Consider the following 22,727-nt stretch of genomic DNA (forward strand, 5'->3'; position numbering starts at 1 on the left):
TCAGAGCGGCCAGAACAGCAGGATTGCCGGGATGCTGACGGTCAGGACGAGGAGCTCGAGCGGCAGGCCCATGCGCCAGTAGTCGCCAAAGCGATAGCCGCCCGGGCCCATGATGATGGTGTTGTTCTTGTGGCCGATCGGCGTCAGGAACGCACAGGACGACGCAACTGCCACCGCCATCAGAAACGGATCGGAGTTCACCTGAAGGGAATTGGCGATCTGGACCGAGATGGGCGCTGCAATCAGGCAGGTGGCAACGTTGTTCAGGAAGTCGGAAAGGGTCATCGTCACCACCATCAGGATGGCGAGGGTGACCCAGGCCGGAGCCGTTGAGGTGAGGGCGAGAATACCGTCGGCGATCAGCTGTGCGTTTCCTGCTTCCTCGAATGCCTGTCCAAGGGGGATCAACGAGCCGAGCAACACGATCACCTTCCACTCCACGGACTGATAAACCTCCGATCCGCTGATCAGGCCGGCGGCGGCATAGAAAATCACACAGGCAGCCAGGGCCACCGGGAGATAGGCAAGGCCGGCAACGGCTGCTGCAATCGCAACGGCAAAGCCTGCAATGGCCAGCCAGGCCTTGTTGCGCTGCATGACGCCCGTCTTGCGTCCTTCCAGAGGCAGAACACCAAGCCAGGCGCAGGCACTTTCCAGCCGCTCCGGGGTGCCCAGCAGCAGGAGCACATCACCCGGGCGTATCTCTTCGTGGCGAACGCGTTTCTGTACGCGGCGACCCTGCCTGGAAATGCCGAGCAAGGTAACGCTGTGGCCGTAAAGGAGACGCATGTCGAAACTCGACCGGCCGATGATCCGGGCATTGTCCGGCGCGATTGCCTCGATCAGTGACAGGGCGTCGTTGTTCAGGCCGCCCTTGTGCTGTTCTGAGCCGGCGAATTCCAGCTTGGCGGCGCCCATGAAGGCTTCGATGGCCTTGGGGTCGCCTTCCACGAACAGGTAATCTCCGGATTTGATCGCCTCGCGGCGGGCAAACCCGCGTACACGTCGGCCATTGCGGATGAGGCCGATGATGGCGACATCCTTCTCGTCGGCAACGGGGTAAAGATCGCCGACGGTAAGCGGCTTTTCTTCCGAGATTTCCCCGACCTTCAGTTCGGCCGCATAAAGGCTTTCGGCAAAGCCCTCCTGTTTCGGCTTGTCCCGGAAATGGCGGGGCAGCAGGCGCCAGCCGAACAGGGCAACAAAGGCAATGCCTGTCACTGCGACCACGAGGCCGACAGGGGCAAAATCGAACATCGAAAAGGGCGCGCCAAAGGCATCAGAACGATACTGTGCGATGACGATGTTTGGCGGTGTTCCGATCAGGGTGATCATGCCACCGAGGATGGTTGCGAAAGACAAGGGCATCAGGGAGAGGCCGGGCGAACGTTCCGCCTTCTTGGCTGCCTCCATATCGAGCGGCATGAGCAATGCCAGCGCGGCGACGTTATTGATGATTGCCGACAGACTGGCCCCGACAATGGCCATGAGACCGATATGCCGCGACAGACCTCTGGACGCGGAAATCACCACGCCCGCAATCAATTCCACAGCGCCTGAGTTCATCAGCCCGCGCGAGACGACCAGCACGAGGGCAATGATCATGACAGCGGAATGGCCGAAGCCGGAGAAGATTTCCTCGGAAGGGACGAGACCCAGGAACGCACCCAGGATCAACGCGCCAAAGGCAATGAGATCGAAGCGGATACGGCCCCAGACCAGCAGTGCGAAGACAGTGCCGAAGAGGACGAACAGGGCAATCTGGTCAAATGTCACGAACAGGCTCCGGCAACGACTTCAAAATCCGGGTTCGACCTGAACATGGCCGACCCGCAATCTCAAGACCACTTAAAGGACTTGGTCCGTCTTCCTTTGCATTTCCGGCCGAACGGAGCTGGACAGCGCCGTTGTCGGAGAAACCGGGACCACGACTTCTAAACACGGATTGCCACTAAAAGGTTCCGCAGCTTTCAAGGGCGTGAGAAGGCCAATAAGATCGGGCCTGGAAAGTGGCTGCTTTCCGGGCCCTTGCAAAGCGGCAAAACCGGGGATTTCAACGCGAGCGCGCCCACGCCCACCCGGGCCTGTCAAATGACCCTGACGGTCAGCTCCGGCAAGCCGTCGATGGTCGCCAGCATGAGGTCGCCGCGCTGGACGGACCCGACACCCGCGGGAGTTCCGGTCAGGATGACGTCGCCCGCACCAAGCTGGAACAGCTCTGACAGCTTGGCGATGATTTCCGGTATTTTCCAGATCAATTGATTGAGGTCGCCTTCCTGGCGAAGCTCTCCGTTCACGCTGAGAGCAATCCGGCCCTGGTCGAGGAAGCCGCTGTCTGCCGCCGGCATGATCCGGCCGATAGGGGCAGAGCGTTCAAAAGCCTTGGCGGCTTCCCACGGGCGCCCCGCCTTCTTGGCCTCGGCCTGCAGGTCGCGGCGGGTCATGTCGAGGGCAACGGCGTAGCCGTAAACATGTTCAAGTGCACTGGCTGCCGGGATGCTGCGCTTGCCGGACTTCAGAACGACCGCAAGTTCGACCTCGTGATGCACGTCGCTGGATAGGGGCGGATAGGGAAATTCGCCGGAAGGATCGAGGTTGTCCGGGTTCTTCTGGAAGAAGAACGGCGCTTCCCTGTTCGGATCGTGGCCCATCTCCACGGCATGAGCGGCATAGTTTCGACCGACACAATAGACCCGGCGGACCGGAAAACCCTTCTGGCTTTCGCTGACGGGCAGGATCGTGGGGAAGGGAGCCGGAATGACGGTCGACATCGCAGACACTTTCGAGAATTGACGAAAGCCTGCTTGTACCGGGTTCGGCAGCATCCTGTCGAGCAGGAGTTGTGTTCGACCCGGTGGAGCCAGCCTATGCCGCGTGATTTGTTGGGCACACCAGAGGCGGTCAGGCCGGAATGCAGGCGGTCCTGTTGCCTTGAACTAATTTGGAGCCGGCTCCGCTTCTTCGTCCTGGCTGATACTACCGTCCTCCGAAGGCATGAACCAGATGACCACGAAGGCCAGCAGGCCGGCAGCGATCATGTAGAACGCCGGCGCGAGCTGCAGGTGGGTCTTGTCGATCAGATAGGTGGCAAACAGCGGTGCCGTGCCGCCAAAGAGCGCCAGCGGGATGTTGTACCCTATGGAATAGCCGGTCACGCGCACGGACACCGGGAACAGGCCGACCATGGAGGCCATGAGCGGGGCAAAGAAGGCGGTTAGAATAACGGCCATGCCGAGCTGGCCCAGAATGACCATGACCGGATCCGGATGATGCACCAGCCAGAACATCGGCAGGGCAAAGAGGGCGACACCGCCCGATCCGAACAGCAGTATGGTTCTTCGGTCGATCCTGTCGGCGAGATAGCCGACAATAGGCAACAGCAGCATGAAGACGACCATCACGCTGGTATTGATCGTCAGGGCCCGGCTTTCCGTGAACTTGACGTAGTCGACCAGGTAGGACGTGAGATAGACGAACGTCAGATAGAAGCCGACGCCGTTCAGGATGTTGCACGCTATCGTCCGCAGCAGGGCAGGCCGGTGGTTGCGCAGGACCTCGCCAACCGGAGCGCTGACAGGATCGTGCGAGGAGGGCGGTTGATCCCTTTCTTCTGACTTGGTGCCGCTGCGGATCATGAAACCGGTCAGGCCGACCAGCAGGCCGAAGGCGAAGGGAATGCGCCATCCCCAACTTCCCAGATCGTCCGCCGGCAGGAGGCCGGTTGCCAGTGCCGCCACGCCGGAACCGAGCAGAATGCCGAATGTTGCCCCGACCAGGGCCCAGGAAACCGTGAAACACCGGCGCTTGGGCGGGGCGATCTCGTAAAGGTAGACGGTTGAACCGGTGTATTCCCCGCCGACGGAAAGCCCCTGCAGCAACCGCAGCAGCGTCAGCAGCACGGGTGCGGCAATGCCAATCTGGTCGTAGGTCGGCAAGAAGGCGATCAGCGTTGTCGGAATGGCCATCAGGGCGACCGACAGCAGAAGGGCCCGGCTGCGGCCGGTGTTGTCGGCAATATGGCCGAGCAGCAGACTGCCGATGGGACGCATGAGGAAGCCTGCCGCAAAGACACCGAAGGTGCTGATCAGGCTGACGGTCGGATCGTCACTCGGGAAAAACTGTTGCGCAAGGATGGGGGCAAGATAGCCGTAGACGGCGAAATCATACCATTCCAGCGTGTTTCCCACCGTTCCCGCAATGATCTTGCGGATCCTGGTGTCGCTTCGTCCCGCCATATTGGCCCCTCCTGCAGGTCGAATTCCCGTTTGTCCGGGTAACCCTAGAGGGGATGTCTTTATCTTCCGTTTCCGTGCCTTCTGAGGCAGGCGGCTGACCGGGAGGTGGAAGCGGACGGGAAACGCGCAGGCGGCGCCTGGCTGCCTGCGCGGGATTTCGTCAGGTGTTGAATTTGAAGAGCAGGACGTCGCCGTCCTTGACGACATATTCCTTGCCTTCGTCGCGTGCCTTGCCCGCTTCCTTGGCTGCGGTTTCACCGCCAAGACCGACGTAATCGTCGTAGGCAATGGTCTGCGCGCGGATGAAGCCGCGTTCGAAATCCGTATGGATCACGCCGGCTGCGCCCGGGGCCTTGGTGCCTTCGGTGATGGTCCAGGCGCGGGTTTCCTTCGGGCCTGCCGTGAAATAGGTGATCAGGCCCAGCAGGCCGTAGCCCGCGCGGATCAGCCGGTCGAGGCCCGGCTCTTCAAGCCCGATGGTCTCCAGGAACTCTTCCTGTTCTTCCTTGTCGAGCTGGGAGATTTCCGCCTCGATGGCAGCGGAAATCACGACGGCGGCAGCACCCTCTGCCTTCGCCTTTTCGGCGACCTTGGCGGAGAGGGCATTGCCTTCGCCTGCGGATGCCTCGTCGACGTTGCAAACGTAGAGAACCGGCTTTGCAGTCAGGAGGTTCAGACCCTTCAGGATCTTCTCTTCATCCGGACCGGACGCTTCAAGAACGCGTGCCGGCTTGCCGTCCTGCAGCAAGGCCAGGGCGGCTTCCATGACGGGCAGCACAGCCTTGGCTTCCTTGTCGCCGCCGGAGGCCTTTTTCTTCAGCGGCGCAATGCGGCGTTCAAGGCTTTCCATGTCGGCGACCATGAGTTCGGTCTCGACCGTTTCGGCATCGGCGATCGGGTCGACGGTTCCTTCCACATGGGTGATGTCGTCGTCTTCAAAACAGCGCAGCACGTGTGCGATGGCATCGACTTCGCGAATGTTGGCCAGGAACTGGTTGCCGAGGCCTTCGCCCTTGGAGGCGCCGCGCACGAGCCCGGCGATGTCGACAAAGGTGATGCGCGTCGGAATGACTTCCTTGGACCCTGCGACTTGACGGATTGCATAGAGGCGCGGATCCGGAACGGCAACTTCGCCCGTATTCGGCTCGATGGTGCAGAACGGATAGTTGGCAGCCTGTGCAGCTGCCGTCTTGGTGAGCGCGTTGAAGAGTGTGGACTTGCCGACATTCGGCAGTCCGACAATGCCGCACTGGAAACCCATGGGAGTTCGCTTTCGGTTGGTCTTGAGACTTTGCAGCGCTAAATGCCCGAGCCGGGTCAAGAGGTCAAGGCTTTGGCGGACTGCGGGCGGGTGTTTGTCAAGAGCATGTCAGGATGAAGCGACAAAAGGAAAGGCGTCCGGCGATGTGATTGGGCTGAAAGCTTCCCTCCGGTTGTTTATCGGTTATAGTCGTGTGGGTGTTTTGGGCGATTGTTTTGGGAATTGGGACGCGATGATTTTCAGTCGCAAGAAACACGGGTTTCTGTGTGCATTTTCCGGCAGCCTGTTTGCCACCCTGGCTGCCGTCACCACTTGTGCCACTGTCTTCTCGGCAAGTCCGGCATCGGCTCAAAGCTTCAATCCACGTGATCTGACGGGCCTTCTGGGCGATGCGCCGATCGATCCTGCGCTGCTGGAAGGCGTCGGACAGGTAAATGTCACGCGGGCCTATATCCCCGACGCGATCGACCTGTCGCCAATGATGCCACCACCCTTGCTGCAGACATACGGCAGCTGTGTTTCCTATGCCATCGGGTATGCCATGCGCGGCTATTACGCTGCGCTTGAAAACAACGTGGAACCCGGCAATCGCACCTTCACGCCAAGTCCGGCGTTTCTCCATTCGCAGATCCGCAACCGGCAGGAGGCCTGTGAAACCGCCGGAAGTCATGCGCTTCTGGCGATGGCCTATTTCAAGGGCAACGGCTCTCCCGACCAGGACGACATTCCGGACGCCGCCATGTGTTCGGAACGGGTGGAAACCGCAACGATGGCCCCCGACAGGTTCCGCATTCGAGACTTCCTGTTCGTGTTCGACAAGGGCCGCCAGCGCCGCAACGCGACGGACCGGGATCTGGATGCGATCAAGCAGCAGCTGGCGGCGGGGAACCCCGTGGCCACGGGGTTCCTGATGGTCGGCGTGGTGCCGTCCTCCCAGACGCCGGACGGGGTGACGCTGCAATATCTGAAATCGGGAGAGATCTACCAGGGATCGCTCGGGCGTCACAGCGGGGCCGCCGGAGGACACCAGATGGTGTTCGTCGGGTACGATGAACGGCGTCAGGCATTCCTCGTCCAGAACTCCTGGGGGCCTTACTGGTCCGGAGACGGGTATGGCTGGATCAGCTACGAAGCAACGAAGGCCGACATGCACAACGCGTCGATCATGCGCACGTCCATCGTGCCGCCGCGGCCGGTGCCCGGGCTGACCAGAACCGACCGGGACAATGAGGTGGCCTTTGCGGGGGATAGCTGCAGCAGCCTTTACGTGAGCGAAGATACGCCGGACGGCATGCCGCTACTCGCAGGTTTCGTGAGCACTCAGGAAGCGCTCCGGAAACTGGAAGCGGAGTTTCCACCCGAGCAGCTTCAGAAAATCGATGTCAGGCCCTGGCCCGTGTGTGAAGCCCTGAAGACCCTTGCCCGGCCACTGGCGGAACCTTCGCGCCCGCGCATTCGGCTCCTGGGTGGCAGCGCGGATCTACGCTACGGAGATTCGCTGGCCTTCGAGGTAACTGCGCCGGACTTCGCCTCGTTTCTCTACATCGTCTATCTGCAGGCCGACGGCACTGTGGTGAACCTCTTGCCGCGTCGCGGTCCGGTGCGCCAGCAGGTGCAATTCGGCGACCGTTTCGTCTACGGCGACGGCCGGCAGGGGCGTCAGAAGTTCACCGTGCAGCCACCTGCCGGATCGGAAGCCATTATCGTGATTGCAGCTCATAGCCCTGTCATCCAACTGGAAGAGCTGGAAAACGGCGGCTCCGGGCAATTCTCCATGCCAGTGAGCGCTGAAGGCGGCGCCGGTACCGCGGACGACAGATATTTCCTGACGGCATTGCGGGCAGGGATGGCGGACCGGCCGGACGAAATGAGCCTGCCACGTGAGATTTCTGCAGCCGTCCTTCATTTGACGATCCGGGAAGAGTGACACTCAAAGGTTTCGACATGCGCTTTCTTATCGAATTTGCGACCGCCCGCCTGGCATTGGCACCCGTTCTGGCACTGCTGGTCCCCTTGATGCTGCCAGCCGGCGTTTCCGCCCAGTCCGTCACGCCGGATCAGATCATCAACGCGTTGTTGCCTGACGCCGGCGCGCCGAAATCCCGGTCCATGCGAAAGCAGGAACCGCACCCGTTTCGCGGGATCAGCATAGAAGGCCAGTTGCCGCCGGAAGTGGAGCTGCCGCGCATCAATCTGACGGTCAATTTCGAGTTCGATTCCGCCTCACTGACCAACGACGGCATTCTGACGTTGCAGGCGCTTGGACAGGCCTTGCAGGATCCGCGGCTCAGGAACATGCGTTTCCAGATCGCCGGGCACACGGACCTGCGCGGCACGACGGCCTATAATCTGGACCTGTCGAAACGAAGGGCCTTCATGGTCGCGGAGTTTCTGGCTGCCTTTTATACAATCCCACGTGAACGGCTTGTGCCGGTGGGCTACGGCGAAAGCCGTCCTGTCGATCCGGGTGATCCGGCCAGCGGCCGCAACAGGCGTGTGGAGATCATCAACGTTCAGCCGCTGTCCTGACCGCCAAATGCAGGCAGCCCGGTTGCGCTGGTGTTCGTGGAGGGAACTGCCTCAGTCGCCGCCGCCGAGCAGCTTTTTCAGCATGTCAGCCATGGGCCCTGACTTGGGCAAGTTGACTGACTTGCCTTGCCGGGCCTGGCGGATATGGCTCTGGCCCTTGGGTTTGGCTGGTGCGGGGGTGCCCTGTCCGGGAGCAACGGCCTTGGCGGCTCCGGTTGTGCCGTCCTTTGCCTTGCCCTCCTGGCTCTTGCCCTTGCGCTGTGCCTTTTCCGGCTCCAGGGCCAGGGTCAACTTGTTGGCAAACTGGCTGTCCTTGCCTTCGGCCAGCAACGGAGCCTGATCGGCGACTTCCGTCAGGAGCGGTTCCAGCCAGTCCCGATCGGCCTTTGCGAAATCACCCAGCACGTAGTTGGACACCAGCTTCTTGTCGCCCGGATGACCGATGCCGAGGCGCAGCCGGCGGTAGCTTTCGCCGATATGCGCCGTGATTGATCTCAGACCGTTGTGGCCGCCGTGGCCGCCGCCGATCTTCATGCGGAATTTCGCGGGCGGCAGGTCGAGTTCGTCGTAGATGACGACAATGTCTGCCGGCTCGATCTTGTAGAACCGCATGGCTTCGCCGACAGAGCGGCCGGATTCGTTCATGTAGGTGCTGGGTTTCAGCAGCAGGACCTTTTCCGAGCCGAGGCGGCCTTCGGAAACCTGACCTTGGAAACGGGCTTTCCAGGGCTGGAAGCCGGAGTGGCGGCGATGGATCTCATCAACGGCCATGAAACCGATATTGTGCCGATTGCCTTCGTATTTGGCGCCCGGATTGCCCAGGCCGACGATCAATTTCATGGTGTGCCTTTCAAGGTAGAGCGTGCTGCATGTAGCGCAATGCAGACCGGCTGGCTAATCCTGAAACAAAAAAGCAGCCGATGGCGGCTGCTCTGCAAGTTTTCCCGCAAGGGGAAGGGAGGCGGAGGCCGCCTCCCGATTTTTAAAGCAAGGCTGCAGCTTATTCAGCTTCGCCTTCACCTTCTTCTGCTTCAGCTTCGTCGTCGGTCTCTTTCATACCGGCCGGAGCAGCGATCGTGGCGATGGTGAAATCGCGATCGGTGATGGTCGGCTGGCAGCCTTCCGGCAGCTTCACTGCGGAAATGTGCAGGCTGTCGCCCGGCTGTGCCTTGGCCAGGTCGATTTCGAGAGCTTCCGGAATGTTGTCGGCCGGAACGGTCATTTCGACGGTGTGGCGAACAATGTTCAGGACGCCGCCCTTCTTGATGCCCGGGCAGGTTTCTTCGTTCAGGAAGTGAACCGGAACTTCAACCGTCAGCGTGGAGCCCTTGGCAACGCGCAGGAAGTCGACGTGCATGACGTCGTCGCGTACCGGGTGCAGCTGGAAATCCTTGGCAATAACCTGATGCTTTTCGCCGTCCACATCGATGATGCCGATGTGTGTAAGGAAACCACCCTTGTGCAGGGTAATGGTGGTTTCTTTCACCGGAATGGTGATCGGCAGTGCCTGTTTCTTGTCGCCGTAGATCACGGCAGGGAGAAGGCCTTCGCGACGCAGTGCCCGTGCGGCCCCCTTGCCCACCCGGTCCCGTGCCGACGCCTTCAGCTCATAGCTGGCAGCCATGGCAAAACTCCTTCGAGTGTATAGGTAACGGACCGGCGAACCACCGTGCCAGAAGACTCATGTTGTCCGGGATCGGTCCAGAAGCGCCTCCTCCAGGGGTGCAGGCGCGAGCGCGGATATACCCAAAGCGCAAGGAAAGTGCAAGTCCGCAGTCGCTCGTTTGTCGCAGGGAACTGCGGAAATTTCAAGCTGGTCACCTGCAAACCGGTCTGTAACACAGATTTGCTGAACCTTCCGGTTGACCGATTGGCTCATCCGGAAGAGGCTGCGATCCTCTGTGCGGTTGTGTCTCCCGCTGTCCGAACCCGTTTTCCTGTCCTTCCCTGTCTGAAAGAATCGACCCAATGGCCATCGATGAAGACCTCAACGACCGCTTGCGCGAGGCGCTTGGAAACAGGGCAGGCATCAGCGAAAAAAGGATGATGGGCGCAATGTGCTTTCTGCTGCACGGCCACATGATCGCGGGTGCCGACCGCACCAGGGAGGGCGAACGGCGTTTCATCTTCCGTCTTGGCAAGTCCAGCCATGCTGCCGGGCTGGCACTGCCGGGTGCTGAACCGATCGTACAGGGCGGGCGCACGTTGAGTGGCATGTTCTTCGTCGGTGAGGACGATTGCACCGACGAAGTTCTGCAAAACTGGCTGGATCTTGCCATCGCCAATGCTTTGACACTGCCGCCGAAAGGTGCCTGACCTATCCGTTGAGCCTTTTCGATGTGTCTTCCTGAAAGGCCGGATCGGCCTTTTTTGCGAAGGAGACACGCCAGGGTTCAGCCAGCTCTTCGAGTTCAGACAGGGCCTTTGCCACCGCCGGATCCAACCGAGGGTTGAACCGTGCGTGGATGACCTCGCGCAGGTTCCAGTCCGGGCAGGGGCGTTCAACGACGGTCAACTCGTCGCCTGCCTGAAACGACCCTTCCTGCAGCACCCGGAAATACCAGCCGGTTCGGCCTGTCTTCTGGAAATGGGCTGCCTGCGTGGGGTTGTCTGTATGCATGTTCAGCTTCCAGCAGGGCTGCCGGCCCTGGGAAATCTGCATGCGGACCGTGCCCGCCGACAGGATGTCGCCGATGCACAGGTCTTCCTCGGTAAAGCCTTCTGAAGCGATGTTCTCGCCGAAACCGCCTGGCTGATAGATTTCCGCCTTTTCCGGAAAGGTGTCCCGCCAGTGGGCATAATGCTCCGAGGGATAGATATGCAGTGCCTTTTCCGGTCCGCCATGAACGGAAAGATCCGCCTGACGGTCGGTGGTGATGCCGGTGGAGGTGACCTGCAGGATACCATCTGCGCGGGTCTTTCGGATGGCAGACGGCTCCTTGCCCTCCCAACGGTGTTCTGGTTCCCCGGTGAAGAGGGAGACGATACGGGCTTTGGCGGTCATGGCTGATGGCTTTCGGCTGGTGTGTGTTCGTGGCAGAGCTGTGCGGCATCGACCGGCGAGAGCGGCACGTTGAGCAGCTGGCAATAGCCCCCCGTTTCCCTTGCCTCGTGATGGCGGCAGGTGCGGCAGAGACCGAACGAGCGGCCACCCCGCTGGTGCAGCATCGTCAGGACAAGTGCTTTCAGGGACGAGGCCAGAGACGCAGCGACGTCCGGCGGCAAGGCGTCGATGACTTTCTCCAGAGACGAAGGGTCCTGCAACAGGTCACGACCAGCCTGGGTGACGTCATAACGAATGCTGCGCTTGTCTTCGTCCGAGCGCGTTTCGGCAATCAGCTCCTTGCGGGAAAGCGCCTTGAGTGTCTGCGAAGCCGTGCCGCGAGTCGTTGCCAGAAAATCGGCGACATGCGAGGGCGCGCGTGAGAAGCGGTTTGCCCGGGCAAGATAGTTGAGCGCAGCAAACTGTGACGGGTTCAAAGGCCCGTTCCATTCCTCGGCAGCGGCAAGACGCGTCAACCGGTCGATCAGGTCGCGAAGGGTCTGTGTATCGGTTGGAGCAAACATGCTCTCTATGTAGCGAGTCGAAATTAAATTTGCAATAGTTTCGACTCGCTACTAATAAGGTTGCATCCTCAATCAAGGAGAAAGCCGATGTACAAATCCATTTCCCAAGCTGTTTTGATTGCCGGAGTGTCGGCAATTGCCCTGCCGACTGTGGCATTTGCAGGCGGCAGTCATGCGCTTCACCAGACGGGAGCAATCCTGTCGCCGGACAACCCGGAGATCGACCCGAATTTCGACATCCTGGCCGCCCATGTGCACCGCAAGGGGCGTGTCGTAACCTTCCACATGACACTGAAGGGAACGGCCGGTGCGAGCGTGCCGGAGGCAAACGGTGCGGTCGCAGGGGCGCCGGTGCAGTCCTATGTCTGGCCAACGTCACTGAAGCCGGAAACGGTCGGGTTTGAAGGGGGGGACGGCATCCTTGCGCTGGTGGCTACCAGCCATCCGGATTTCGATGACACACCGCTTTTTGATGAAGATGGCGACGGCGACCTTCTGAACGATGGCGCGAAATGGCACTCGCACTGGGTGGTGCTGACACCGAACGAGGCCTGCGGTGCCGGCGCACTCTCCGTGCAGGATATTCCCGATGGCACCAACCCGAAGATGCCGGCCACCTGGCCGGGCCTGCCGATCTACATCGACAGCCCTGGATTTTCACCCGTGTTGGAGGCAGAGGAAATTACCCTCAACGTGGCCTTTGCCGATGAAAGCACTGTTGAGCCCCTGTCGTATGACGGCGTCACGTCGGCCCTGCGGGTGAACCAGAACGTCCACGCCCCACTGCTGTGCGTCGTCGACGTCTTCGACGTTGCCTCCGGCGATCTCAGCCTGCCGGGAAAATTGACCGGGAACTGAGCCGTATCAGCACCAACCACTCACCGCGTTATTGCCGGGCTTGTCCCGGCAATCCATGCCGCGACCGGGCCGGGTCCCTAGGTTGTGTCTGGGGCAGGGAAACGGCATGGATGCCATGGTCGAGCCATGGCATGACGGAGTGTGTGGGGGCTCCGAGGGGCAGGGGCCGAACTTGGAAAGACCGTCAGCCCTCGTGCGGAGCGTAGGAGGCCGGGTCGACCTGGGCCGGACGTCCGGGGAGGGTGAGTTGCGCCTGCCGGGCCGGGGTTGTTGCGATCACCTTGCCGGACTTGACGACTGCAAGACGCGTTGCCTTCAGGCGAATGGCCTCGATCGTGTCGCGGGCCTGCAGCAGCACGAAATCCGCCTTGCAGCCTTTGTCCAGGCCGTACCCTTCCAGGTTCATCGCCTTGGCCGGGTGCGCGGTGACGCAGTCGTAGCAGTAGCGGATGGCGTCGCGGCTGGTCATCTGGGCAACGTGTAGTCCCATGGAGGCGACCTCCAGCATGTCGCCGGAGCCCATCGAGTACCAGGGGTCCATCACGCAGTCGTGGCCGAAGGCGACATTGATGCCGTAGGACCGCATCTCCGGAACACGGGTCTGGCCGCGGCGCTTGGGATACGTGTCGTGGCGGCCCTGCAGCGTGATGTTGATCAGCGGGTTCGCAATGGCATGCACTTCCGCTTCGGCGATCAGCGGCAGCAGCTTGGAGACGTAGTAATTGTCCATGGAATGCATGGACGTCAGATGCGATCCGGCAACGCGACCCTGCAGCCCGAGGCGCTGGGTCTGATAGGCGAGCGTCTCGATATGGCGCGACATCGGATCGTCGGTCTCGTCGCAGTGCATGTCGACCATCAGCCCGCGTTCGGCCGCGATTTCGCACAGCCGCGCGACCGATCGGGCGCCGTCGTCCATGGTGCGTTCGAAATGCGGAATGCCGCCGACGACGTCGACGCCCATGTCAAGTGCCGTCAGAAGGTTCTTCTCGGCGCTGGCAGAGCGGTAAAGCCCGTCCTGGGGGAAGGCGACCAGTTGCAGGTCGATGTAGTCCTTCACCTTCTCGCGCACTTCCAGCAGGCCTTTGACGCCGGTCAGCTTGTCGTCGCAGACATCCACATGGGTGCGGATTGCCAGCAGTCCCTGCGAGACGGCCAGATCGCAATATCTGAGGGCCCGCTCGACAACGGCATCTACCGTCAGGATCTCCTTCAGTTCTCCCCAAAGCGCGATGCCTTCCAGCAGCGTGCCGCTGCGGTTCATGCGCGGCAGGCCGAGCGACAGCGTCGCATCCATGTGGAAGTGGCTGTCGACAAACGGCGGGGAAACAAGGTGTCCGCCAGCATCGATCACCTGGCCGGCGTCCGCCGTGATCCCGGCTTCCACAGCCTCGATACGGCCGTTCCGGCAGGCAATGTCGAGGCCGTGGCGGCCGTCTGGCAGGTTGGCGTTCTTGACGAGGAGATCGAAACTCATGGAATTGTCTCAGCGTTGACCACGGAAGTAGGGCACAAGAAGAGCCCTTGGATAGTCTGCCCGGCGGGCAACGACAATCAGCGCGGCGATGGAAAGCAGATACGGCATCATCAGGAACACCTGGCCGGGAATGAAGCTGCCGACCTCGGTCTGAAGACGCACCTGGAAGGCATCAAAAGCCCCGAAGAGCAGAGCGCCGATCAGGGCCTTGCCGGGTCGCCAGGAGGCGAACACCGTCAGGGCGATGCAGATCCAGCCACGGCCGTTGACCATGCCGAAGAAAAACGCGTCGAAGGCCGACATGGTCAGGAACGCGCCGCCGAGCGCCATGATCGCGGAGCCGGCAACCACAGTCCCGATGCGGATCGCATAAACGGAGAGGCCCTGTGATTCCACGGCAGCCGGATTGTCGCCGACCGCCTGAATGGCCAGGCCGAGCGGGGTCCGGTAGAGCACATAGGCCGTAACCGCGACCAACAGCAGGGCGAGGAAGGTCAGGGGCGTTTGTTGGAACAGGGCCGGCCCGAGGAACGGCAGGTCGCTCAGGCCCGGAATGTCGAGCGGCTTGAAAGCCTCGATCCGGGGCGGTGACGAGACATCCGGCAGGGCCGTCCGGTAGATGAAATAACTGAGCGAGGTGGCAAACAGCGTCACGCCAATGCCCGAGACATGCTGCGAGAGCCCGAGAGGCACGGTCAGAATGGCGTGGATCAGTCCGAAGAAGGCGCCGGCCATCGCCGCGACCAGAACGCCGCCCCACAGGCCTGCGCCAAGCCAGACCGCCATCCAGCCGGCCATGGCGCCGGCTGTGAAAATGCCTTCGATGCCGAGGTTGAGGACGCCGGCACGTTCGCAAACAAGCGCTCCGATGACACCGAAGATCAGCGGGGTCGCGATGCGGAGCGCGGCGGCCCAGAAGTTGGCGGAGATGAGAATGTCGAGGACTTCGGTCATTCTGCTGCCTCCGGGTTTGCCTGGCTGCCGACGAAGCGGATCTTGAAGCGCAGGAAAAGACCGGAGACCAGGACGCACAGCAGCGCCATGGCGACGATCAGGTCCGCCAGATAGTTGGAGACGCCGGTGGCACGGGACATGGAATCGGCCCCTACAAAGATGCTCGCGATGAAGAGAGCCGCCAGAACGACACCGGCCGGGGAAAGCCCGGCAAGCATGGCGACAACGATGCCGGAATAGCCGAAACCGGGCGAAAGGTCAGCGGTCAGATAGCCCTTCAGACCGGCAACTTCGCCGACGCCGGCAAGCCCTGCCAGCGCGCCGGACAGAAGACCGACGCGGATGAAGGTTGCCGTGACCGGAATACCGGCGTGGCGGGCGGCGGCCGCGTTCTCGCCGACCGCGCGGATTTCGAAACCCCAGACGGTGCGTTTCAAGAGGAAATAGACGCCGAGCGACGAAACGAGGGCGATGACAAGGCCCCAGTGAATGCGCATCCGGTCCATCAGCTTGGGTAGGGCCGCTTCATCGAGAATGGGTTCCGATTGTGGCCAGCCCATGCCCATGGGGTCCTTCATCGGGCCTTCCAGCATCATCTGCACGAAAAGCAGGATGATGAAGTTCAGCAGCAAGGTGGTGACGACTTCATCGACGCCAAGCCGGGTTTTCAAAAGGGTTGGACCAAGCATGACCAGCCCGCCGGCGAGCGCGCCGGCAACGATCACCATGGGAATGAGAAGGTAGGGCGGTGCGGAAATGACACCGGTGCCGACGGCAACCGCCGCAAGTGCGCCGGCATAAAGCTGGCCTTCCGCGCCGATGTTCCAGAGCTTTGCCCGGAAGGCGACGGCAGCCGCCAGGCCGGTGAGGATCAGCGGTGTCGCCCTTGTCAGCATTTCGGTGAAGGCAAAGAGTGAGCCGAAGGCGCCCTTGGCCATGAGGCTGTAGGCCTCGAACACCGACAGGCCCGCAAAGGCCATGGGGATGGCGGCAAGCACCAGCGCGGCAACGGCGGCGGCGATCGATACGCCCAGCATACGGGAAACGGAGGAGGGGCCACGCGGTTCGAAGCGGATCATGCTGCGTCCTCCGCATTGTGGCCGGCCATCCTGAGGCCGAGAGAGCCGCGGTCCAGCGTCTCGCTCGGTTCTGCTGCGGACAGATGTCCGCGGTGGATCACGGCGATCCTGTCGGAAAGGCGCATGAGTTCGTCGAGATCCTCCGAGATCAGGATGACACCGGCCCCGCGGTCGCGAGCCGCCAGCAGGCGCTTGTGAACATCGGACGTGGCGCCGACATCCAGCCCGCGCGACGGCTGGGCGGCCAGCACCACCTTTGGAACGGTTTCAAGGGTTCTGGCCAGCACGATCTTCTGGATATTGCCACCGGACAACAGCCGCGCCGGACTGTCCTCGCTCTGACACCGGATATCGTAGGCCTTGATCAGGTTGCGCGCCCGCTCCCGCATGGCGGAAAACCGCAGCAGACCAAGGCGCTGGTTTTCCGGTTTGCGAATGGCTTCGATGGCAAGATTTTCCGAAACGCTCATCGCCCCGACAATGCCGTCGTGGTGACGGTCTTCGGGAATGCGGGCAAGGCCGTTGTCGATCATGGTTCGGGCACTTGCGTGGCCGATCACCGTGCCTTCCAGCGTCATGGATCCTTGGGTGAGCGGTTCCAGACCGGAAATGACCCGTGCAAGCGTCGTCTGGCCGTTGCCCGAAACCCCGGCAATGCCGAGGATTTCGCCGGATTTCAGCGTGAGATCGACCGCGTGCAAGGCATCGCGGCCATGTCCGGCGGAAGCCTTGTTCAAGACGAAAAGCGGTGCGCCCGGTGTGCCTGGGGACCGCATTGTCTCGACAATTGCATGGCCGACCATCAACTCGGCCAGCTTTCGCCGGTCGCATTCCGCTGTCGGCAGGTCGGCGACCTTGCGGCCACCGCGCAGCACGGCGACCCGGTGCGAAGAGGCAAGGACTTCCGCCAGCTTGTGCGAGATGAAGATGATGCCGAGCCCGTCGTCGGCCAGCTTTTTCAAGGTCGCGAACAGAGTGTCGGATTCCTGGGGCGTCAGCACAGCGGTCGGTTCGTCCAGAACCAGCACGCGGGCATCGCGGTAGAGAGCCTTCAGGATTTCCACCCGCTGTTTTTCGCCGACGGAAAGCTGGGAAATGCGGGCGTCGAGGGAAACCGTCAGGCCGGAGCGGGCCATCAGCTCTTCCAGTTTGCGGCGGGCAGGCGCCCGGGAAGAGGAAAGCGCGGCAAGCCGTTCCGTGCCCAGAAGGATGTTGTCGAGCGCGCTCAGGTTTTCGGCAAGGGTGAAGTGCTGGTGCACCATGCCAATGCCGGCCTGGAGTGCGGCATACGGCGAGCCTGGTTCCAGTTCGCTCAAGCCGGAGCCGTCCGGCGAAACCATGACCCGGCCTTCGTCGGCCACGTAGTGCCCGAAAAGGATGTTCATCAAGGTGGTCTTGCCGGCGCCGTTCTCGCCGAGAAGGGCAAGGATCTCGCCCTGTTTCAAATCGAGCGATACGTCGCCATTGGCCGTCAGAGCGCCGAAGCGCTTGGTGATGCCGTCCAATCGCAGCACGACACCAGCGTCCTGTGCCGGACCTGCCATATGATCCCCCCGGGAAAAGAATGAATGCCGCGCTTGACCCCGCGGCCGGGAATCGCCGGCGGTCATTGTGACCGCCGGACGTGGCAGGCGAAAGCCTACATGGTGGATTTCGGTTCGCTGTCGTTCACATTGACGCGGAACAGGCCGTCGAGGATTTCCTGCTCCTTGGCCTTTGCCGCGGAAACCGCGTCGGCAGGAGCAAGGCTTTCGTCAACAACGAAGCTGCCTCCGCCGTAGGACATGAAGCTGTAGGGGCCGAAATCGGCGGGTTCAAAGGTGTCGCTGGCAACAAGGCCGATCGCCTTGTCGATGGTCGGTTCCATGTGCCACAGCGCGGAGGACAGGATGGTGCCCGGATAGTCGCTTGCCGTGTCGATCACGTTGCCGATCGCCAGAATGCCTTTTTCCTTGGCCGCATCGGAAACGCCGAAGCGCTCTGCGTAGAGAATGTCCGCACCCTTGTCGATCATCGCGAAGGCAGCTTCCTTGGCCTTGGGCGGGTCGTACCAGGAGTTGATGAAGGTCACGAGGAACTTCACGTCCGGGTTCACGGAGGTTGCGCCTTCCATGAAGGCGTTCATCAGGCGGTTCACTTCCGGAATGGCGTAGCCGCCGACCATGCCGATGACATTCGACTTGGTGGTGGCGCCGGCGATCATGCCGGAGAGATAGCTCGGCTCATGGATCCAGTTGTCGAAGACGGCAAAGTTCGGCTGAGCCGGTCCGAAGGACGACCCCATCAGGAAAGCCGTGTCCGGATATTCTGCAGCCACCTTGCGGGCGGCGCGCTCGACGGCGAATGCTTCGCCAACCACCAGATCCATGCCCTGTTCGGCGTATTCGCGCATGACACGCTCATAGTCGGTGTTGGCAACGTTTTCGGAGAAGGTGTAGGTGATTTCGCCGCGTTCCTGGGCGGCTTTCAGCGCCTTGTCGATGCGGCTGACCCACTGCTGTTCGACCGGAACGGTGTAGATCGCTGCGACCTTGACCGGGTCGGCGGCATTGGCGGAAGGAACGGACAGTCCTGCCGATACTGTGACAGCCAGAGCGGCCGTCAACATGGCCCTGCGGGCCCTGGAAAATGGTTTGGAAGTGAGCATCTGAAATCCCCTGGAAAAGACCTTGTGCAGACTTAGATGACCACAAAATATGCGTGCTCACAAGCTAGGCAGGAGCTTCGGCGGCAAATTTTTTGAACAATTGGGAAAATTTGTGAAGCTTGGCGCGGACTGGTTGTGAGGGGTGGAAACTACCCGTTCGGTGTTGGCGTGAATGTGGCCTGAAGGGGCGGTTACAAGGTCCCGGCTGCAAAACCTGTGGGGGCCGGCTTCCAGCTCCGATTCCCTCCTGCCGGGTCGGGCCTGGGCCCAATTTTACGGCAGCGGGCAATACGGCAATCTTGGAAAAGGCAAGTTTCGCAGAAAGATATGGCCTGAACGCAAAAACGCCCGGCATGGGCCGGGCGTCATGAGCAGTCGACTGTTTCGGCGATCAGCTGAAGAGACTGGAAACCGACTTTTCCAGTGCCGTGCGGTTGATTGCTTCTCCGATCAGCGGGGCAATCGAGATTGCACGGATGTTGGCTGCAGCCGTGATGGCGGCAGTCGGTTCGATGGAGTTGGTGATGACCAGCTCCTTCAGCTTGGAAGAGGTCACGCGGGCGACGGCACCACCGGACAGAACGCCGTGAGTGATATAGGCCGTTACCGACTGTGCGCCCTTGGACAACAGGGCTTCGGCAGCGTTGCAGAGCGTGCCGCCACTGTCGACGATGTCGTCGACCAGGATGCAGTCATAGCCCTTGACGTCACCGATGATGTTCATGACTTCCGATTCCCCGGGCTTGTCGCGACGCTTGTCGACGATGGAGAGCGGAGCTTCGATGCGTTTGGCAAGTGCGCGGGCGCGCACCACGCCGCCGACATCCGGAGACACGACCATGACATTGTCGGTCGCGTAGCGTTCCTTGATGTCGCGCGTCATGACGGGCGCTGCGAACAGGTTGTCTGTCGGGATATCGAAAAAACCCTGGATCTGACCGGCGTGGAGATCCAGGGTTAGAATGCGGTCGGCACCGGCTTCGGTAATGAGATTGGCCACCAGCTTTGCCGAGATCGGGGTTCGGCCGGATGCGCGGCGATCCTGCCGGGCGTAGCCGAAATACGGAATGACCGCGGTGATGCGGCGGGCAGAGGACCGGCGGAGCGCATCGATGATGATGAGCAGCTCCATCAGGTGGTCGTTTGCCGGGTAGCTGGTCGGCTGGACGACGAATACATCTTCGCCGCGTACGTTTTCCTGGATTTCTACGAAGATTTCCTGGTCGGCAAACCGCCGGACCTGGCATTTGGCGAGAGGGGCATCCAGATATTTGGATATTTCCTCAGCCAGGGCTCGGTTGGAATTGCCCGCGACGATCTTCATGAGCCGCAAGTCCTTCTGGTGCGACGGCGGTTTTGCAGACAGGTTGTGCCTTGCAAACACGCGGAAAGGCCTAGGTCTTAAGTCATGTGCCGGGTGCCGGGAGCCTCGCTCGGAAACCCTCGGCAGGCGGCGGCGTTGTAACAACCAAGCAACCGGACCACAACAGGCGTTCGTGCCTGACGCCCGCTTTTTTTTATTTTTTGTGACGCCACGCCGGAATTACCCGGCAAAGCAATTCATTATCGGTTGAGCCAGGCCTTGATTTCCACCATCGAGCGATTGGCAATGCGCGACAGCGTGCCGGAGCTGACAGCCTGCCATGGGTCGCCCGAGGCTCCGCCGGTATCTTCCGTTCCGGAGATTCGCTTCACCCGGCGACCAGAGCTGTCGACGATGTCGAAAACGTAGAAGACCGTGCCATTGGAAGGCTGCCCGGTGGCCGACAGATAGCCATTGACCCGGTAGGTAGCGGCCGCGCCGGTGCGGCGTACCAGCGTGATGCCCTGTTTGCGGGCTTCGGAGCCGATCATTTCGGACAGCTCGTCGGCAATGTTGCCCGGTGCACCGGTAAACGGTTCGAACGCGAAAGTGATGCCTTCTTCCGGGTCGACCTGACCGGCGATCGTCGGCGCGGTGACAGTGGTCGAGATCGGAGTAGGGGGCTGCGGAGCAGCCTGACAGGCTGCAAGCCCCGCTCCAAGCAGTAGAACCGCCAACAGGCGCCGGGAAGAAATGGATTGTTGGGTGGTCTTGTCTGTCATGGAGACGCTTGGCTCTCGCGGTCGATATCGTCGTGGCAGCGGCCCTGCCGGAAACGCGAAACGCAAACCGGGCCGCAAGGTTGAAACTGGTTTAGCCTGACTTGACCGGCAGGTCGAGAGGCAGCTTGGACAAGCACTCTGGCGTTCCGGTCGTGGTCAGATAGGTCTGGCCGAGGGTCATGGCGGTTCCGGAGTTGGAATCCATCAGGATCATATGCATGAAGATGACCATGTCGGGCTTTACCTCGGCCGGATTGGCCCGGTACGCCATGGGCATGTCCATCCAGCTTGGCGTGAACCTGGCACCGAGTGAATAACCGCAGGCGTTCAGCCGGTGCGGCATCAGGCCATGAGCGTCCACCCGTTCCGCATGAGCGTCGAAAACATCGCCGAAAGTCTTGCCGGGAACGAGCTGTGTTTCGACGGCGGCCAGTGCTTCACGTGCGGCGGTGTACATCTCCAGATGCCTGTCCGTCGGCGTGCCGATCACCACCGTGCGCATCAGTGCGGCATGGTAGTGGCGGTAGGCGCCTGCCCATTCCAGTGTCAGCTGGTCCTGTTCGGACAGGTTCCGGCGACCTGCCTTGTAACGGCACAGGAGAGCATCGCGGTCGGAGCCGATGATGAACTCGTTGCCGGGGTAATCGCCGCCACCTTCAAAAATGGCTCCCTGCATCGCAGCCAGGATGCGGCCCTCGTCGGCTCCGGGGTGGATTTCATCCATTGCCGCATAAAAGGCCTTGTCCGCCAGCTCCGCGGCCTTGCGAACATAAACGATTTCCTCGGCGCTTTTCACCGCACGAAGTTCGGGGATCAGGGGCGAGGCATCGCTGACATCGGCGAAACTTGCGAGTTCCTCGTTCAGCTTCAGGGCTATTTTGCCGGTCATGCCCTGTGTGTCGTATTCAACGCCCAGCTTGCAGCCGAGCAGGTCCATGTCGAACAGCAGTTCCTTCAACTGCAGCACCGGGCTGGCGGAGCCGCGGTCGATCCAGATGCGGATGTCCTCGATGTTCGAGGTGTGCTTGGCCTGGCGCTCGTCGGCAGATCGGGTGAGGAGCACCCGGCGTCCTTCCTTCGTCACCACGAGGCACTGGAAGAAGCAGAAACCGAAGGTGTCGTAGCCGGTCAGCCAGTACATGCTCTCCTGGGCGAAGAGCAGCATGGCATCCAGCTTCTGCGCCTCCATGGCGGCTTTCAGCTTGTCAAAGCGGCTTTCAAACTCGGCATCGGAAAAATGAAGTGCCATGGGTGGTCCTCACAAAAGTGCAATCGCGCTGATCTGGCGGCCGTAGTCCGGTTCCTTGCGATGGGTCGTCCGGCGGTAGGAGAAGAAGCGGTCTTCATCGGCATAGGTGCACAGTGCCAGGTCGGCAACGGCCCCCAGTCCAAGAGCCTGCAGCTTGTCCGTAATGAAGGCGGGCAGGTCGAACATGAAGTGCTCTGCCCGTTCCGAAGGCTTGAAGTAGCGGGTGTTGTCCGGGTGCTCCTGAAGGAAACGTTCCTTGAATTCGGGGCCGACCTCATAGGCGCCCTGCGAAATCGTCGGACCCAGCACCGCCGTGATGTTGGTTCTGGTCGCGCCGAGAGCCTCCATGGCGGCAACCGTATTCTGCAAGATGCCGGTAACGGCGCCTTTCCAGCCCGAATGAGCAGCGCCGATGACACCCGCCTTGGTATCCGCAAACAGAAGCGGGCCGCAATCGGCCGTGGCGATGCCTATGGCAAGGCCCGGTGTGGCCGTGACCAGGGCATCGGCCTTGCGGTCCGCATCCTGTGCGAACGGCGCGCTGACGGTGATCACGTCGGCGGAGTGGATCTGATAGGGGGACACCAGGCGATCGGCACCAATGCCGAGCTGGTCGGCAACACGTCCGCGGTTTTCAAGAACGCTGCTGCGCTCATCGTCGGAACCGAGACCGATGTTGAGGCTGGTGTAGATGCCGCCGGAAACGCCGCCCTGGCGGGTGAAGAAGCCGTGCCGGATGCCATCCAGCTTCAAGACGTCTGCTTCAATTTTCATTCAGGGCTCCTG

21 protein-coding genes are annotated in these 22,727 nt (G+C 61.4%); 4 read left to right on the plus strand and 17 right to left on the minus strand.

Annotation, left to right across the window (positions count from 1 at the left end; genetic code table 11):
- The 4 genes from FIV03_RS13255 to ychF form a co-directional block, all read right to left on the minus strand.
- Complete coding sequence (locus FIV03_RS13255; RefSeq protein ID WP_152509872.1) at window positions 1-1,776, minus strand: SLC13 family permease; 1,776 nt, start codon at window positions 1,774-1,776, stop codon at window positions 1-3.
- 311 nt (window positions 1,777-2,087) lie between these two features.
- Window positions 2,088-2,771: a fumarylacetoacetate hydrolase family protein gene (locus FIV03_RS13260; protein WP_022998105.1), complete on the minus strand. Its 684-nt coding sequence runs from the start codon at window positions 2,769-2,771 to the stop codon at window positions 2,088-2,090.
- A gap of 165 nt (window positions 2,772-2,936) precedes the next feature.
- Window positions 2,937-4,235: an MFS transporter gene (locus FIV03_RS13265; RefSeq protein WP_152509873.1), complete on the minus strand. Its 1,299-nt coding sequence runs from the start codon at window positions 4,233-4,235 to the stop codon at window positions 2,937-2,939.
- Between the two features lie 160 nt (window positions 4,236-4,395).
- Complete coding sequence (gene ychF, locus FIV03_RS13270) at window positions 4,396-5,496, minus strand: redox-regulated ATPase YchF (protein ID WP_152509874.1); 1,101 nt, start codon at window positions 5,494-5,496, stop codon at window positions 4,396-4,398.
- A gap of 232 nt (window positions 5,497-5,728) precedes the next feature.
- On the opposite strand from ychF, the gene FIV03_RS13275 reads away from it, so the two are divergent.
- Window positions 5,729-7,423 (plus strand): DUF4384 domain-containing protein, encoded by a 1,695-nt coding sequence (locus FIV03_RS13275; RefSeq protein WP_173013835.1) that lies wholly within the window; start codon window positions 5,729-5,731, stop codon window positions 7,421-7,423.
- Complete coding sequence (locus FIV03_RS13280) at window positions 7,420-8,025, plus strand: OmpA family protein (protein WP_152509876.1); 606 nt, start codon at window positions 7,420-7,422, stop codon at window positions 8,023-8,025. The genes FIV03_RS13275 and FIV03_RS13280 overlap by 4 nt, the downstream gene beginning before the upstream one ends.
- Window positions 8,026-8,076: 51 nt before the next feature.
- Here FIV03_RS13280 and pth read toward each other — a convergent pair whose 3' ends face one another.
- Entirely contained in the window at window positions 8,077-8,865 is a 789-nt protein-coding gene (gene pth / locus FIV03_RS13285; protein WP_152509877.1) for an aminoacyl-tRNA hydrolase, read from the minus strand.
- A gap of 160 nt (window positions 8,866-9,025) precedes the next feature.
- Window positions 9,026-9,649: a 50S ribosomal protein L25/general stress protein Ctc gene (locus FIV03_RS13290; RefSeq protein ID WP_022998099.1), complete on the minus strand. Its 624-nt coding sequence runs from the start codon at window positions 9,647-9,649 to the stop codon at window positions 9,026-9,028.
- A gap of 344 nt (window positions 9,650-9,993) precedes the next feature.
- Here FIV03_RS13290 and FIV03_RS13295 point away from each other — a divergent pair, with 344 nt between their 5' ends.
- Window positions 9,994-10,341: a hypothetical protein gene (locus tag FIV03_RS13295; protein ID WP_022998098.1), complete on the plus strand. Its 348-nt coding sequence runs from the start codon at window positions 9,994-9,996 to the stop codon at window positions 10,339-10,341.
- Between the two features lies 1 nt (window position 10,342).
- On the opposite strand, the gene FIV03_RS13300 is transcribed toward FIV03_RS13295, so the two are convergent.
- Both FIV03_RS13300 and FIV03_RS13305 read right to left on the minus strand, forming a co-directional pair.
- Window positions 10,343-11,029, minus strand: coding sequence for an MOSC domain-containing protein (locus FIV03_RS13300; protein ID WP_152509878.1), 687 nt, complete (start codon window positions 11,027-11,029; stop codon window positions 10,343-10,345).
- Complete coding sequence (locus FIV03_RS13305) at window positions 11,026-11,592, minus strand: MarR family transcriptional regulator (RefSeq protein ID WP_152509879.1); 567 nt, start codon at window positions 11,590-11,592, stop codon at window positions 11,026-11,028. The genes FIV03_RS13300 and FIV03_RS13305 overlap by 4 nt, the downstream gene beginning before the upstream one ends.
- Window positions 11,593-11,679: 87 nt before the next feature.
- On the opposite strand from FIV03_RS13305, the gene FIV03_RS13310 reads away from it, so the two are divergent.
- Entirely contained in the window at window positions 11,680-12,450 is a 771-nt protein-coding gene (locus FIV03_RS13310; protein ID WP_152509880.1) for a hypothetical protein, read from the plus strand.
- 184 nt (window positions 12,451-12,634) lie between these two features.
- Here the strand turns inward: FIV03_RS13310 and FIV03_RS13315 are convergent, their stop codons facing one another.
- The 9 genes from FIV03_RS13315 to pgeF all read right to left on the minus strand — a co-directional run bounded on the left by FIV03_RS13315 (window position 12,635) and on the right by pgeF (window position 22,715).
- Window positions 12,635-13,927 (minus strand): amidohydrolase family protein, encoded by a 1,293-nt coding sequence (locus FIV03_RS13315; RefSeq protein WP_152509881.1) that lies wholly within the window; start codon window positions 13,925-13,927, stop codon window positions 12,635-12,637.
- 9 nt (window positions 13,928-13,936) lie between these two features.
- Window positions 13,937-14,881 carry an ABC transporter permease gene (locus FIV03_RS13320; protein WP_152509882.1) on the minus strand — a complete coding sequence of 315 codons (945 nt, stop codon included), beginning with the start codon at window positions 14,879-14,881 and terminating at the stop codon, window positions 13,937-13,939.
- Window positions 14,878-15,960, minus strand: coding sequence for an ABC transporter permease (locus FIV03_RS13325; protein ID WP_062487649.1), 1,083 nt, complete (start codon window positions 15,958-15,960; stop codon window positions 14,878-14,880). Before FIV03_RS13325 ends, FIV03_RS13320 begins: the two co-directional genes overlap by 4 nt.
- Window positions 15,957-17,504 carry an ABC transporter ATP-binding protein gene (locus tag FIV03_RS13330; RefSeq protein ID WP_152509883.1) on the minus strand — a complete coding sequence of 516 codons (1,548 nt, stop codon included), beginning with the start codon at window positions 17,502-17,504 and terminating at the stop codon, window positions 15,957-15,959. Before FIV03_RS13330 ends, FIV03_RS13325 begins: the two co-directional genes overlap by 4 nt.
- Before the next feature lie 95 nt (window positions 17,505-17,599).
- On the minus strand, window positions 17,600-18,607 hold the full coding sequence (locus tag FIV03_RS13335; protein ID WP_031268255.1) for a BMP family protein: 1,008 nt from the start codon (window positions 18,605-18,607) through the stop codon (window positions 17,600-17,602).
- A 391-nt stretch (window positions 18,608-18,998) separates the two neighbouring features.
- Window positions 18,999-19,931, minus strand: coding sequence for a ribose-phosphate pyrophosphokinase (locus FIV03_RS13340; RefSeq protein ID WP_031268253.1), 933 nt, complete (start codon window positions 19,929-19,931; stop codon window positions 18,999-19,001).
- Between the two features lie 239 nt (window positions 19,932-20,170).
- A complete protein-coding gene (locus FIV03_RS13345) occupies window positions 20,171-20,692 on the minus strand; it encodes a hypothetical protein (RefSeq protein WP_152509884.1) in 522 nt (173 codons plus the stop codon).
- A gap of 91 nt (window positions 20,693-20,783) precedes the next feature.
- The gene (locus FIV03_RS13350; RefSeq protein ID WP_152509885.1) at window positions 20,784-21,941 is read right to left on the minus strand and encodes a Xaa-Pro peptidase family protein; all 1,158 of its coding nucleotides are present in this window, start codon (window positions 21,939-21,941) and stop codon (window positions 20,784-20,786) included.
- Between the two features lie 9 nt (window positions 21,942-21,950).
- The gene (pgeF, locus tag FIV03_RS13355) at window positions 21,951-22,715 is read right to left on the minus strand and encodes a peptidoglycan editing factor PgeF (RefSeq protein ID WP_152509886.1); all 765 of its coding nucleotides are present in this window, start codon (window positions 22,713-22,715) and stop codon (window positions 21,951-21,953) included.
- Between the last annotated feature and the right edge of the window lie 12 nt (window positions 22,716-22,727).

This window comes from Labrenzia sp. THAF187b (genome assembly GCF_009363375.1).
Lineage (GTDB): Bacteria > Pseudomonadota > Alphaproteobacteria > Rhizobiales > Stappiaceae > Roseibium > Roseibium algicola.

Bases quoted from the DNA above. Each gene is read 5' to 3' on its own strand.
- FIV03_RS13260 (WP_022998105.1), bottom strand. From the start codon at position 2,771: ATGTCGACCGTCATTCCGGCTCCCTTCCCCACGATCCTGCCCGTCAGC.
- FIV03_RS13265 (WP_152509873.1), bottom strand. From the start codon at position 4,235: ATGGCGGGACGAAGCGACACCAGGATCCGCAAGATCATTGCGGGAACG.
- ychF (WP_152509874.1), bottom strand. From the start codon at position 5,496: ATGGGTTTCCAGTGCGGCATTGTCGGACTGCCGAATGTCGGCAAGTCC.
- FIV03_RS13275 (WP_173013835.1), top strand. From the start codon at position 5,729: ATGATTTTCAGTCGCAAGAAACACGGGTTTCTGTGTGCATTTTCCGGC.
- pth (WP_152509877.1), bottom strand. From the start codon at position 8,865: ATGAAATTGATCGTCGGCCTGGGCAATCCGGGCGCCAAATACGAAGGC.
- FIV03_RS13290 (WP_022998099.1), bottom strand. From the start codon at position 9,649: ATGGCTGCCAGCTATGAGCTGAAGGCGTCGGCACGGGACCGGGTGGGC.
- FIV03_RS13295 (WP_022998098.1), top strand. From the start codon at position 9,994: ATGGCCATCGATGAAGACCTCAACGACCGCTTGCGCGAGGCGCTTGGA.
- FIV03_RS13300 (WP_152509878.1), bottom strand. From the start codon at position 11,029: ATGACCGCCAAAGCCCGTATCGTCTCCCTCTTCACCGGGGAACCAGAA.
- FIV03_RS13305 (WP_152509879.1), bottom strand. From the start codon at position 11,592: ATGTTTGCTCCAACCGATACACAGACCCTTCGCGACCTGATCGACCGG.
- FIV03_RS13310 (WP_152509880.1), top strand. From the start codon at position 11,680: ATGTACAAATCCATTTCCCAAGCTGTTTTGATTGCCGGAGTGTCGGCA.
- FIV03_RS13315 (WP_152509881.1), bottom strand. From the start codon at position 13,927: ATGAGTTTCGATCTCCTCGTCAAGAACGCCAACCTGCCAGACGGCCGC.
- FIV03_RS13320 (WP_152509882.1), bottom strand. From the start codon at position 14,881: ATGACCGAAGTCCTCGACATTCTCATCTCCGCCAACTTCTGGGCCGCC.
- FIV03_RS13325 (WP_062487649.1), bottom strand. From the start codon at position 15,960: ATGATCCGCTTCGAACCGCGTGGCCCCTCCTCCGTTTCCCGTATGCTG.
- FIV03_RS13330 (WP_152509883.1), bottom strand. From the start codon at position 17,504: ATGGCAGGTCCGGCACAGGACGCTGGTGTCGTGCTGCGATTGGACGGC.
- FIV03_RS13335 (WP_031268255.1), bottom strand. From the start codon at position 18,607: ATGCTCACTTCCAAACCATTTTCCAGGGCCCGCAGGGCCATGTTGACG.
- FIV03_RS13340 (WP_031268253.1), bottom strand. From the start codon at position 19,931: ATGAAGATCGTCGCGGGCAATTCCAACCGAGCCCTGGCTGAGGAAATA.
- FIV03_RS13345 (WP_152509884.1), bottom strand. From the start codon at position 20,692: ATGACAGACAAGACCACCCAACAATCCATTTCTTCCCGGCGCCTGTTG.
- FIV03_RS13350 (WP_152509885.1), bottom strand. From the start codon at position 21,941: ATGGCACTTCATTTTTCCGATGCCGAGTTTGAAAGCCGCTTTGACAAG.
- pgeF (WP_152509886.1), bottom strand. From the start codon at position 22,715: ATGAAAATTGAAGCAGACGTCTTGAAGCTGGATGGCATCCGGCACGGC.